The sequence below is a fragment of the Bacillus rugosus genome, from assembly GCF_023238245.1.
Classification (GTDB): Bacteria; Bacillota; Bacilli; order Bacillales; family Bacillaceae; genus Bacillus; species Bacillus rugosus.
In genome coordinates, this window is the sequence record NZ_CP096590.1 from 1,803,611 (window position 1) to 1,815,941 (window position 12,331).

The 12,331-nt window shown below is 42.2% G+C and carries 12 protein-coding genes and 1 pseudogene; 11 read left to right on the forward strand and 2 right to left on the reverse strand.

Translation table 11 applies throughout. The features are described 5' to 3' along the window. Positions 1–137: 137 nt before the first annotated feature. Both M0696_RS09205 and M0696_RS09210 read right to left on the reverse strand, forming a co-directional pair. Positions 138–593, reverse strand: a complete 456-nt coding sequence (locus tag M0696_RS09205) for a regulatory YrvL family protein (protein ID WP_222142854.1) — start codon at positions 591–593, stop codon at positions 138–140. Between the two features lie 146 nt (positions 594–739). Further along, complete coding sequence (locus M0696_RS09210; RefSeq protein ID WP_222142855.1) at positions 740–1,297, reverse strand: hypothetical protein; 558 nt, start codon at positions 1,295–1,297, stop codon at positions 740–742. Between the two features lie 120 nt (positions 1,298–1,417). On the opposite strand from M0696_RS09210, the gene M0696_RS09215 reads away from it, so the two are divergent. The 11 genes and pseudogenes from M0696_RS09215 (at position 1,418) to M0696_RS09265 (ending at position 12,286) form a co-directional block, all read left to right on the forward strand. Beyond that, the gene (locus tag M0696_RS09215) at positions 1,418–2,035 is read left to right on the forward strand and encodes a TetR/AcrR family transcriptional regulator (protein ID WP_222142856.1); all 618 of its coding nucleotides are present in this window, start codon (positions 1,418–1,420) and stop codon (positions 2,033–2,035) included. Between the two features lie 185 nt (positions 2,036–2,220). Next, positions 2,221–2,898 carry an MBL fold metallo-hydrolase gene (locus tag M0696_RS09220; RefSeq protein ID WP_222142857.1) on the forward strand — a complete coding sequence of 226 codons (678 nt, stop codon included), beginning with the start codon at positions 2,221–2,223 and terminating at the stop codon, positions 2,896–2,898. A gap of 111 nt (positions 2,899–3,009) precedes the next feature. Further along, a pseudogene (locus M0696_RS09225) lies at positions 3,010–3,281 on the forward strand (hypothetical protein). Continuing rightward, positions 3,278–4,144, forward strand: a complete 867-nt coding sequence (gene fabD, locus M0696_RS09230; RefSeq protein ID WP_222142858.1) for an ACP S-malonyltransferase — start codon at positions 3,278–3,280, stop codon at positions 4,142–4,144. Before M0696_RS09225 ends, fabD (M0696_RS09230) begins: the two are co-directional and overlap by 4 nt. A 518-nt stretch (positions 4,145–4,662) precedes the next feature. After that, positions 4,663–5,637, forward strand: a complete 975-nt coding sequence (locus M0696_RS09235) for an acyltransferase domain-containing protein (RefSeq protein WP_222142859.1) — start codon at positions 4,663–4,665, stop codon at positions 5,635–5,637. After that, positions 5,634–7,916, forward strand: coding sequence for an ACP S-malonyltransferase (fabD, locus tag M0696_RS09240; RefSeq protein ID WP_248602706.1), 2,283 nt, complete (start codon positions 5,634–5,636; stop codon positions 7,914–7,916). The genes M0696_RS09235 and fabD (M0696_RS09240) overlap by 4 nt, the downstream gene beginning before the upstream one ends. A 78-nt stretch (positions 7,917–7,994) precedes the next feature. After that, a complete protein-coding gene (locus tag M0696_RS09245) occupies positions 7,995–8,243 on the forward strand; it encodes an acyl carrier protein (protein WP_166852784.1) in 249 nt (82 codons plus the stop codon). Next, positions 8,221–9,468, forward strand: a complete 1,248-nt coding sequence (locus tag M0696_RS09250; protein ID WP_166852781.1) for a beta-ketoacyl synthase N-terminal-like domain-containing protein — start codon at positions 8,221–8,223, stop codon at positions 9,466–9,468. Before M0696_RS09245 ends, M0696_RS09250 begins: the two co-directional genes overlap by 23 nt. Then, positions 9,469–10,731 carry a polyketide biosynthesis 3-hydroxy-3-methylglutaryl-ACP synthase PksG gene (gene pksG / locus M0696_RS09255; protein WP_166852778.1) on the forward strand — a complete coding sequence of 421 codons (1,263 nt, stop codon included), beginning with the start codon at positions 9,469–9,471 and terminating at the stop codon, positions 10,729–10,731. It abuts the gene before it with no gap. Beyond that, positions 10,719–11,498 carry an enoyl-CoA hydratase/isomerase gene (locus M0696_RS09260; RefSeq protein WP_166852775.1) on the forward strand — a complete coding sequence of 260 codons (780 nt, stop codon included), beginning with the start codon at positions 10,719–10,721 and terminating at the stop codon, positions 11,496–11,498. Before pksG ends, M0696_RS09260 begins: the two co-directional genes overlap by 13 nt. A gap of 38 nt (positions 11,499–11,536) precedes the next feature. Further along, on the forward strand, positions 11,537–12,286 hold the full coding sequence (locus M0696_RS09265; RefSeq protein WP_166852772.1) for a polyketide synthase: 750 nt from the start codon (positions 11,537–11,539) through the stop codon (positions 12,284–12,286). Positions 12,287–12,331 lie beyond the last annotated feature (45 nt).

Below are 12,331 nucleotides of genomic sequence, written 5' to 3' on the forward strand. Positions count from 1 at the left end.
TTTGTTTTCTGCCATATCATCTATCATTATCGTTTCTATGATTCCACTCATCATTTACATTTTCTTGTAGTCTAATTGGCCAAATTAGACGATAAGAATGATAATAGCAAAACTCGCTTACATCATCACAGGCGATCTTAAGCAGTTTCCCCGTTTGGCTGGTCATCAAAGGCAAGTTCAATGAAAGCCATCAATGCTGATATCACAAGAAGCAAGACATCTGGAATATATATAGACTGAATATAGTAATCTGCAAAACAGATCGTTATGAAATTGCTCACAAAGTACAGTATAAAAGCAAAAAGTGCAGTCTTTTTCAATGAAAGTGATTTTGCCAGAATCATAGAGACAATCTTTGTGAGTGGGTCTATGATCAAGCCAACAGCAAAACTGACTAAAATAAATAAAACTAAAGTTTGATTGGAATCGTATGTGACGCCTAGTATGGAGAATAATCCTTTTATCCCAAAGAAATACCCGCCGAAGATCACTGCAAGTGCAATGGTAACGATGAAAGTGATAGATACAATTCCGATTAATTTTGATTTCAGGTTAAAATCTTTAGAGTGCTCGTTCTGTTCTTTTTGGCTCAAGTATGAAACTCCCTTCATCTGCTTGCTCATACCCTTGAATTAGCTCCAAATTTGTATAAGTCAGTTTTCTAACGAAAATAGTATAACATATTTTTACAAAACCGAAAAAGGTCCTTTCCGCTGGGGGAAGGGCCTTTTTCGTCATGTTAACTCCTGAGATTCGCCGAAGTTTTCTCTTTTTTTGGCCAAATAAAATAGCTGGCGGTAAAGAGAAAATCAATGCCTATGATGACTGTCCACATTTTAAGAATGCCGCTTAATGCGTCAGTTCTGGCAGAATCATTGATGAAATAAATCATCCCTGCTAATAATCCCGCACCGATAAGGTAGGCAAGCACGTGTTTTATCCAGCCTTTAGCATTGTGTTTGGCATGATCCATTCCATATCGCTTCAGCGGTTTGGATCCTTGATTTGTCACATAATATTGAAATTTTTCATCCGCCCATTGAATCATTTGTTTTCCATAGGCGATCGATATCCCGATGTAAACAGCCGCAATCCCGTGGGCTGCAGTCGCTGAGGCTCCGCGGTAAAGGTCTACGGCAGTTGCCGCTAATAAGATTAAATCGATAACTGGGGTTAATGCTAGGAATAGCAGTCCTAATGTACGTTTTTTGAATAGATAGCGTACAGCAAGCCCTAAAACAATGACAACCCAAAACGCAATTTCACAGAAGACAATCATCCATGCGATACCGTTCAATCCATCCCCCTCTTTTCAATACAGTTGTATTATTTAAATTATATGTTACCACCTTTGTTTTTGCAACACAACTGTACTATAAAAATTGCTCTCTTATTTTTTTCTTGTTACAATAAAGCTATGCCGAAACAAATTGACCATGAGAAAAGAAGAAAACAAATTGCAGAAGCGACGTGGCGTGTGATTTTAGAACGGGGGATGGAGGGAGCCTCAGCCAGAAACATAGCAAACGAAGCAGGATTGTCATTAGGTGCGCTGCGCCATTATTTTTCTACTCAGGATGAACTGCTTGTTTTTGCAATGAAACTCGTTCAAGAAAAGGCGATGGCCCGAATTAAGGACATTACAATGAGGGATTTGCCTCCTAAGGAAAAAGTGCTACATATTTTGCTTGAAATTGTCCCAACGAATGAAGAAACGATTAGAGAGATGGAGGTGTGGTTTGCTTTTACGGTTTACGCCAGACATAAAAAAAGTATGTTTGATGCGAATCATGACGGTATTTACAGCGGCATGCGGAATCTGATTGCCTATTTAGAAGAATTCGATTTACTGAAGCAGAATGCTGATAAAGACATTGAAGCTGAGAGACTTTACGCGCTTATTGACGGTTTGGCTTTACATGCGATGCTTGACCCTGTGCGAGTGAATAAAGACAGGATCAAACGTGTCATCACGCAGCATGTAAAATCAATTTGCGTGGAAGAAACATATGAGACAGAAGAAAGAAATCCCTAAGATATAGTGCTAAAAAGCTATTCTCGTTGGACATGCTTCCAAAAGAATAGCTTTTTTATATGTAGAAGGATCTCTGAAAAAAATGGAAAACGATGATGCTGTTTGGTAAAGTGGAATGAAAGACAGACTGTGGGTGGAACAGTTTGCCCATCATTAAAGAACTTTACATGATAGGAATGGTGTAAATGAATCTTACCTATAAGGTACATCCCATAAAAACAAGGTATCAGGGCTGGACGAATTATTGCTATATCGTTGAGGATATTGTAAGCAGATCTGCGATAGTTGTTGATCCTTCATGGGAACTGAATAAAATAACAACTAAACTTTCCGAACTGGAAGTTGAATTAACAGCAATTGCATTGACACACTCTCATTATGATCACGTAAACCTGGTAGAGCCGCTGACGAAGATGTTTAACGCCCAAGTTTATATGTCAAAAAAAGAAATTGATTATTATCAATTCCGTTGCCGAAATTTAATTGGCCTGCATGATCATCAGACGATCAGCATAGGAAACACAAGAGCAAAATGCCTCCTTACACCGGGGCATACAGCCGGCGGAATGTGTTATTTGTTTTCTGAAAGTATGTTTACCGGAGATACGGTATTTACAGAAGGGTGCGGCATATGTGAGGGTGATGGCAGTTCTGCAGAAGAGATGTTCAGAAGCATTCAAAGGATTAAGTCAGAGGTTTCCCCCTATGTACGGGTTTATCCTGGTCACTCGTTTGGAAAAGCGCCCGGCCATACGATAGAGGATCTTTTTCAGTATAATATTTATTTTCAAATTGATAAGAAAGAATATTTTGTGAAATTTCGCACTCGTAAAAACCAAAAAGGTATTTTTGATTTTAAATAAGCCTTCTGAATCTATTCTCCTATTTTCCTTCGAATATCTAAATGATTAGTCATTTTTAAAATGGTTATATAGAACGATTTTATTTATTTCGAACTAGGCTCAGGAGATAAGATGAAGCGTATTCTGATCATATCCGCGCCCTATATGTGATGCAGGTCATTTTTCTTATGTTCTGCTATATCCCCTGATCCTTTATGCCTCAATTGAAAAAAGCAGGAAAACAATCGAGTGAACTGTAGGAAAAATTAACTTGACGGATAATATTTACAGAGGTTACCATCAACATGAACATGCTACTATTTATCCGGTCATCACTATTTTTTATAAAATCATACAGAAGTAAAACACATCTACTAATCCGAAAGGTGGGTTTGAGAGAATGATCACATATGTTTTTCCGGGTCAGGGTTCGCAGAAACAGGGAATGGGAAGCGATCTATTCGATGAATTTAAAGAACTGACGGATCAGGCAGATGAGATCTTAGGATATTCAATCAAACGTCTTTGCCTGGAAAATCCGTATTCCAATTTAAACAAAACGCAATTTACCCAGCCGGCGTTATATGTGGTAAACGCATTAAGCTATCTGAAAAAAATCAGGGAAGCAGAAGCTAAGCCTGACTTTGTCGCCGGGCACAGCTTGGGTGAATACAATGCGTTATTTGCAGCTGGAGCCTTTAATTTTGAGACAGGTTTAAAACTTGTCAGAAAAAGAGGCGAGCTGATGAGTATGGTGAGCAATGGCGGTATGGCCGCTATTATGGGATTAAATGAAGAGCAGGTTGCAAAGGCTCTGAAAGAATACCATTTACACGCTGTTGATATCGCTAATGTGAACGCCCCATATCAAATTGTGATTTCAGGAAAAAAAGATGAGATTGAAAAAGCCGCATCTCTTTTTGAAACGATGACTGAAGTTACAATGGTACTCCCCTTAAACGTAAGCGGCGCGTTTCATTCCAGATACATGAATAAAGCAAAAGAAGAATTCGAGCAGTTCCTTCATACCTTTCATTTTTCGCCTCCGTCTATCCCGGTTATTTCTAATGTGTATGCCAAACCGTATACATACGAATACATAAAGCAGACGCTGGCAGATCAAATCAATCATTCAGTGAAATGGACTGATAGCATAAGCTACTTACTGAAAAAAGGCCAAATGGAGTTTGAGGAAATAGGACCTGGAAATGTTTTAACAGGGTTAATTCATCGCATAAAGAAAGATGCGGAACCAACGCCCCGTTAAAAATGGTTGTTCCTATGGCCATGCACCGCATAAAGCAGGGATAAGATCAGATTTCCTTACATTTAAGGTATTAAGCTTTAGAGATGCAATCGTTCGAATGACACTGTTTCTAAATGAATAACTTTATATACTGTTACATAAAGAGGCTGTAAAACATGTTTGCACCTTATTAGACATTAGGACTATTTCAGCCGGTATGCCATACCATCACTCTCACATCTAGATAGCCTCAATTTAACCGCACCAAGCAATCATAGAGTCGATGTTCTTTGCTGATCCTGTCATCAAGTTATATTAATTTTGAGAAATCAACATACATCTACGATCCACTTCATAAAAGAGCCGCATCCAGAGCATCAAAAGCAATCCTCCTAAAGTTGATTCTTCTTATTTCTATTTGCATTATGTCTTTTCATTAAATAAATTGATTTCACTCGCTGCTGTGTATCTTTTACAGCATATATTGAGATGAACAATCAAAATAGCCGTCATAAATATAAAAAAAGTAGGTTATGCATATGAATGAACCGCTCGTTTTTATGTTTTCCGGACAAGGTTCCCAGTACTATCATATGGGGAAGGAATTATTTAAGGAAAGTATTGTGTTTCGCCAATCGATGCTGGAAATGGATGCAATTGCAGCGCGGCGAATTGGTACATCCATTGTTGAAGAAATTTATCATCCTGCTAAACGTGTGTCGGATCCGTTCGACAGCATTCTTTTTTCCCACCCTGCCATTTTTATGGTTGAGTATTCCTTATACAAAGTGTTGGAAGATAGGGGAATCTATCCTGATTATGTATTGGGATCAAGTCTGGGAGAATTCACATCGGCCGCTGTTTCAAGTGTATCAGACGCAGAGAATATACTGGATTGTATACTTGAACAGGCTATAATCATCCAAAAATCTTGCGGTAAAGGGAAAATGCTTGCCATTCTTGATAAACCGCAATTACTGAATGATTATCCGCAGCTGTTTGGAAATAGTGAACTCATTTCTATCAATTATGATTCGCACTTCGTCATTTCTGGTGAAGAAGAAAACATAAAGCAGATCATGGAGGCTCTAAAAGAGAAACAGATTCTTTGCCAACTGCTGCCTGTGTCCTATGCCTTTCATTCTTCGCTTATTGATCCAGCAGAAAGTGAGTATGCAGAATTTTTAAGATCAATTTCTTTTAAAAACCCGTCAATACCGGTTGTATCGAGTTTAACGGGAGGCTGCCTTCACGAAATGGACAAGCATTTCCTTTGGGATGCGGTCAGAAAGCCAATGAGATTTCGCGATGCAATTCGATATTTGGAAAGCCAGCATACATGCCGGTTTATAGATTTAGGTCCGTCCGGCACCTTAGCTGCTTTTGCGAAACAGTTGGTCTCGGGAGATTCAGCTAACCGCTGCTGCTCGATCATGACACCATTTCATCAGGAGCTGAAAAATCTGAATACGGTTGAGTGTTTCCGTAAACCAGAAAGGAAGTTTACAGGATGATTACATATGTTTTTCCAGGGCAAGGCTCCCAGCAAAAGGGGATGGGTCAAGGGCTATTTGAAGAATATCAGTATTTGACTGACCAAGCAGATCAAATATTGGGCTATTCAATAGAAAAGCTCTGTATCGAAAAATCTTATTTGGATTTAAACCATACTCAGTACACGCAGCCGGCTTTGTACGTCGTCAATGCACTCAATTATTTGAAAAGAGTGGAAGAGACAGGCAGAAAACCCGATTTTGCGGCCGGTCATAGCTTAGGAGAATACAATGCGCTGTTTGCAGCGGGTGCATTTGATTTTGGAACCGGATTAAGACTCGTCAAAAAAAGAGGCGAACTGATGGGACGAATTACAGGAGGCGGAATGGCTGCTGTGATTGGCTTGAATAAGGAAGAAGCTACGGCCGTTTTAGAAGAGCACCATCTCCATGACATTGATGTGGCAAATGAAAATACGCCCCGGCAAATTGTGATTTCCGGCCCGAAAAAAGAGATCGAAAAAGCCCGAACGGTTTTTGAAAACACCAAGGATGTAAAGCTGTTTCATCCTTTAAACGTAAGCGGAGCTTTTCATTCCAGATATATGAAACAAGCAAAACAGGAATTTAAGCAATTTATTGATTCATTCCATTTTTCGCCTTTGACTATCCCGGTTATCTCGAATGTCTATGCAGAACCGTATCATCAGGACAGATTAAAAGAGACATTATCTGAACAAATGGACAGTACAGTGAAATGGACGGACAGCATACGTTTTCTGATGGGAAGAGGAGAAATGGAGTTTGAAGAGATCGGGCCTGGAACTGTTCTAACCGGCCTCATCCATCGGATTAAAAATGAAGCAGAACCCTTAACACATGCACCCGAAAAGAAACTTGCTTCAAGTCATTCCGAATCTGCAGTCCATCGGCCTAATGTTCAAGCTGGGATTACGGCAGAGTCTTTAGGAAGTGCTGAGTTTAAACGGGATTATCATCTTACATATGCTTATCTTGCAGGAGGAATGTACCGCGGCATTGCTTCGAAAGAAATGGTAGTAAAGCTGTCCAGAGCGGGTATGATGGGGTTCTTTGGCACAGGCGGCCTGAGTCTGAATGAGGTTGAAGATGCGATCCTCACCATTCAAGGAGAGTTAGGGGAAGGACAAGCCTATGGCATCAATCTCGTCCACAATATGAAACATACTGAATCAGAAGAAAAAATGATTGATCTTTTATTAAAGCATCAAGTGAGAAATGTGGAAGCTTCAGCGTTTTTAAGTGTCACTCCGGCATTGGTAAGGTATCGCGCAAAAGGAGTGAAACGAAACCCCAATGGTGAAATTATATGCTTAAATCGTATCATTGCGAAACTATCACGGCCGGAAGTTGCAGAATCATTTCTGAGTCCTGCGCCTGAGAATATGCTGCAAAAGCTTTTAGGAGAAAATAAAATCACAGTGAGTGAAGCTGAATTATTGCGGTCCGTTCCGGTGGCTGACGATATTTGTGTTGAAGCTGATTCGGGCGGTCATACAGATGGCGGTGTGGCATACAGCCTGATGCCTGCAATGACATCATTAAGAGATGAAATGATGAAAAAATATCAATATCCGAAAAAAATAAGAGTTGGGGCAGCTGGAGGAATTGGAACGCCTGATGCAGCAGTGGCAGCTTTTATGCTTGGTGCGGATTTTATTGTGACAGGCTCAATCAATCAATGTACGGTTGAGGCGGCGACAAGTGATAAAGTAAAGGATTTGCTTCAGCAGATGAATGTACAAGATACAGCCTATGCGCCTGCGGGTGATATGTTTGAAGCGGGCAGCAAAGTGCAAGTGCTGAAGAAAGGCGTATTCTTTCCAGCGCGGGCAAGCAAGTTATACGAACTGTACCAGCGATATAGGTCAATACGTGAGCTGGATGCAAAGATGTTGACCCAGCTTGAGGAGAAATACTTCAAACGCAGTATAGAAGACATATATAAAGATATTACATGGCATTATCCCGCGGCAGAAATTGAGAAGGCCGAACGAAATCCGAAGCATAAAATGGCTTTGATTTTCAGGTGGTACTTCAGATACACCTCCAACTTGGCAATAAGCGGAGACGAACATTCGAAGGTCGATTATCAAATTCACTGCGGTCCAGCTTTAGGAGCTTTTAATCAATGGGTCAAAGGATCGGAATTAGAAAACTGGCGCAATCGCCATGTGGATGAGATCGGAAGAACATTAATGACAGAAACGGCAGCATTGCTTCATGAACGGATGCAATCAATGTATCAACCTTCGTATTAATCAGATAGCAGAAGAGCAATAGTTAGAATATTGTGAAAATATACCTATAAAATGATCCCTTGAAGGAGAGAGCGCGTTATGGATAAACAGAGAATCTTTGAAGTGTTAGTCACCAATATTTGCGAGGTACTTCCTGAATTAGATGGACACAGTTTTGAGCCTCAAGATCAGTTAGTCGAGTTAGGAGCTGACTCTGTGGACAGAGCAGAAATTATCACAATGGTGCTTGAGGATTTATCATTAAAAATTCCCCGTATTGAGCTGTCCGGGGTGAAAAACATCGGCGAATTAGCTGAGGTGCTTTATGACAAAGTGCAATCTGTCTGAGGTGGTGGTGACCGGTGTAGGCGTCACGGCAGCCATCGGTCAAGGGAAAGAGGCCTTTGTTTCTTCGCTGCTTTCCGGCAGGCATGCCTTTGATGTCATGAAGCGTCCGGGCAGACAAAAAGACAGCCGGTTTATCGGAGCAGAAATTGCGTCATTGTCTTATCCCGACCGCCTCTCTAAAAAATTGTTGCGAAAAGCGTCATTTTCCAGCCGTGCTGCATTGGTAACTCTCTCAGAAGCTTGGGAGGAGGCTCAATTAGACGATACCGATTCCGCACGTATTGGACTGGTAGTCGGTGGATCAAATTTTCAGCAGAGAGAAACCTTACAGCTTTATGAAAGTTATCAAGATCGCTCTGGCTTTATTTCGCCGGCGTATGGCCTGTCTTTTATGGATAGCGACCTTTGCGGGCTTTGCACAGATCAGTTTGGCATCACGGGCCTAGCTTATACGGCGGGAGGAGCCTCCGCCAGCGGCCAGTTAGCGGTGATTCATGCGATTCAGCAAGTCCTGTCTGGCGAGGTTGATATTTGCATAGCACTCGGTGCTCTAATGGATCTTTCTTATATGGAATGCGAGGCGCTAAGGGCTTTAGGCGCTATGGGAACGGACAAATATGCTGATGAGCCTGAAAAAGCGTGCCGTCCCTTCGATCAGAGCAGAGACGGGTTTATTTATGGAGAATCATGCGGCGCATTGGTGATCGAACGAAAAGAGACGGCCGTACACCGACGTGTCAAACCTTATGCAGCATTGTCCGGATGGTCAATCAAACTAGACGGGAACCGTAATCCCGATCCTTCTTTAGAAGGTGAGATTCATGTCATCCAGGAGACGCTGGAGCGTGCCGGCCTTTCACCAGAAGAGATTGATTATATTAATCCCCATGGCACAGGTTCTTTTATTGGTGATGAAATTGAATTAAAGGCGCTGCATGCATGCCGGCTATCCCATGCTTATATTAACTCAACAAAATCGATAACCGGGCATGGCCTTAGCGCGGCGGGAATCGTAGAGATTGTTTCTGTTCTGCTGCAAATGCGAGAATCTGCCCTTCACCCGAGCCGGAACTTGGATCATCCAATCGATGATTCCTTTCCTTGGGTAAATAAGAAATCGATTTCATACCGCATCAAAAATGCGCTGAGCTTAAGTATGGGGTTTGGCGGAATGAACACCGCGGTTTGTATACAAAACATTGAGAAATGTGGAGGCGAATCATAAATGGTTTCAGCCGGAATAGAAGCGATGAATGTCTTTGGCGGAACGGCATACCTTGATGTCATGGAACTGGCCAAATATAGACACTTAGATACTGCTAGATTTGAAAACTTATTAATGAAAGAAAAAGCTGTTGCACTGCCTTATGAAGATCCGGTGACCTTTGGAGTCAATGCTGCTAAGCCGATTATTGATGCTTTATCCGAAGCAGAAAAGGACCGGATTGAATTACTGATCACTTGCTCTGAATCCGGGATTGACTTTGGGAAATCGTTAAGTACATATATCCATGAATATTTAGGGCTTAACCGCAACTGCCGTTTGTTTGAGATTAAGCAGGCATGTTATTCAGGAACGGCAGGATTTCAGATGGCAGTGAATTTTATATTATCCCAGACCTCTCCGGGTGCCAAAGCACTGGTTATCGCCAGTGATATTTCACGTTTTTTAATCGCTGAGGGCGGAGACGCTTTAAGTGAAGACTGGTCTTATGCCGAACCGAGCGCTGGAGCTGGGGCGGTGGCTATTTTAGTAGGCGAAAATCCCGAGGTGTTTCAAATAGATCCCGGAGCAAATGGCTATTACGGCTATGAAGTGATGGATACCTGCCGTCCCATTCCCGACAGTGAAGCGGGAGATTCTGACCTGTCTTTAATGTCCTATCTGGATTGCTGCGAACAAACCTTTCTGGAATACCAAAAACGTGTACCCGGTGCCAGTTATCAGGACACGTTTCAATACCTTGCTTACCATACGCCTTTTGGGGGGATGGTGAAAGGCGCACACCGAACAATGATGCGTAAGGTGGCGAAGGTGAAAACTGCTGAGATTGAAACGGATTTTTTAAATCGGGTAAAGCCAGGTTTAAACTACTGTCAACGAGTTGGAAATATTATGGGAGCTGCCTTGTTTCTGGCATTGGCCAGCACGATAGACCAAGGGCGGTTTGATTCGCCTAAACGAATCGGCTGTTTTTCCTACGGATCAGGCTGCTGTTCTGAATTTTACAGCGGAATTACAACTCCGGAAGGTCAGGAACGCCAGCGTTCATTTGGCATTGAGAAGCATTTAGATCGTAGGTATCGGCTCTCCATGGAAGAGTATGAGCTGCTGTTTAAGGGAAACGGGATGGTGCGGTTCGGGACGCGGAATGTAAAGCTAGATTTTGAGATGATACCGGACATCGTGCAGTTTACTCAAGAGAAGCCGCGCTTGTTTTTAGAAGAAATTTCTGAGTTCCATCGGAAGTACAGGTGGATCTCGTGACCTATCAAACGATAAAGGTCCGCTTTCAAGAGTCGGTTTGCTATATCACATTTCACCGCCCTGAAGCGAATAATACGATTAATGACACACTCATAGAAGAATGTTTGCAAGTGTTAAACCAATGTGAGACATCATCGGTTACGGTTGTCGTTTTAGAAGGGCTTCCCGAGGTATTTTGCTTCGGTGCGGATTTTAATGAAATCTATCAGGAAATGAAAAGCGGCAGAAAACAGGCAAGCTCCCAGGAGCCTCTCTATGATTTGTGGCTAAAGTTACAGACCGGTCCTTATGTCACAATTTCGCATGTCAGGGGAAAAGTGAATGCCGGCGGCCTTGGATTCGTTTCGGCCACAGATATTGCCATTGCTGATGAAACGGCTTCATTCAGTCTCTCTGAGCTGCTATTCGGTCTGTATCCGGCTTGTGTTTTACCGTTTCTGGTCCGCCGGATCGGCTGGCAGAAAGCACACTATATGACACTTATGACAAAGCCGATTTCCGTTCAGGAAGCCAGTGAATGGGGGTTAATAGATGCCTTTGAGGCTCAAAGTGAGGTGCTGCTGAGAAAGCATTTATTGCGTTTGCGCAGGCTGAATAAAAAGGGAATCGCGCGTTATAAACAGTTTATGAGCTCGCTTGATCATCAAGTCAGCCGTTCGAAATCCATCGCCTTGACTGCAAACCAAGACATGTTTTCAGATCCTCAAAACCAAATGGGAATCATCAGGTATGTTGAAACAGGGCAATTCCCATGGGAGAATCAGTAATTTGAAAAGATGTCAATCAGAACCGTTAGGAGGACATCATGACGCATTCTGTTGTAGAGCTCATCGAAATTGAGCCCGCCATTATTCAGGTAAAGATGCATGACCGCACTCATAAAAACGCGTTTTCACAAGAACTGACAGATGGTTTAATTCAAGCGTTTGAATTTATTCGGCAGAAAACCAATTATAAAGCGGTCATTTTGACAGGGTATGATAATTATTTTGCTTCAGGGGGAACGCAAGAAGGACTGCTTCGAATTCAGCAGGGATTGACCAAGTTCACGGATGACAATCTTTATTCTCTGGCGCTGGATTGCGAGATTCCGGTTATTGCGGCTATGCAGGGCCACGGAATTGGAGGCGGCTTTGTCATGGGGCTCTTTGCTGACATTGTCATTCTGAGCAGAGAGAGTGTGTATACAGCTAATTTTATGAAATACGGATTTACGCCTGGAATGGGCGCTACCTTTATCGTTCCTAAAAAACTGGGATTCAGCCTGGCCCAGGAAATATTAATGAATGCGGGCAGCTATCGCGGAGCAGATCTTGAAAAAAGAGGGATTCCTTTTAAAGTGCTGCCCCGTGCGGAAGTAGTGGATTATGCAGTGGAGCTGGCGCATGAACTGGCGGAAAAGCCGAGAAACTCATTGATTACATTAAAAAATCATTTGGTGGCCCCGCTTCGTGAGCAGCTGCCGCACGTCATAGAACAGGAATTGATGATGCATGAGAAAACATTTCATCAAGACGAAGTCAAAACGAGAATCAAAGGTTTGTATGGAAATTAACTAAGAGTCTACATAAAAATTTGCAGGTGAAATGGAGGCAGCGCG

What these genes read in the sequence shown, in the direction of transcription:
- pksG (WP_166852778.1), top strand. Translation starts at nt 9,469, where the DNA reads ATGGTTTCAGCCGGAATAGAAGCGATGAATGTCTTTGGCGGAACGGCA.
- M0696_RS09250 (WP_166852781.1), top strand. Translation starts at nt 8,221, where the DNA reads ATGACAAAGTGCAATCTGTCTGAGGTGGTGGTGACCGGTGTAGGCGTC.
- M0696_RS09265 (WP_166852772.1), top strand. Translation starts at nt 11,537, where the DNA reads ATGACGCATTCTGTTGTAGAGCTCATCGAAATTGAGCCCGCCATTATT.
- M0696_RS09245 (WP_166852784.1), top strand. Translation starts at nt 7,995, where the DNA reads ATGGATAAACAGAGAATCTTTGAAGTGTTAGTCACCAATATTTGCGAG.
- M0696_RS09215 (WP_222142856.1), top strand. Translation starts at nt 1,418, where the DNA reads ATGCCGAAACAAATTGACCATGAGAAAAGAAGAAAACAAATTGCAGAA.
- fabD (WP_222142858.1), top strand. Translation starts at nt 3,278, where the DNA reads ATGATCACATATGTTTTTCCGGGTCAGGGTTCGCAGAAACAGGGAATG.
- fabD (WP_248602706.1), top strand. Translation starts at nt 5,634, where the DNA reads ATGATTACATATGTTTTTCCAGGGCAAGGCTCCCAGCAAAAGGGGATG.
- M0696_RS09235 (WP_222142859.1), top strand. Translation starts at nt 4,663, where the DNA reads ATGAATGAACCGCTCGTTTTTATGTTTTCCGGACAAGGTTCCCAGTAC.
- M0696_RS09220 (WP_222142857.1), top strand. Translation starts at nt 2,221, where the DNA reads ATGAATCTTACCTATAAGGTACATCCCATAAAAACAAGGTATCAGGGC.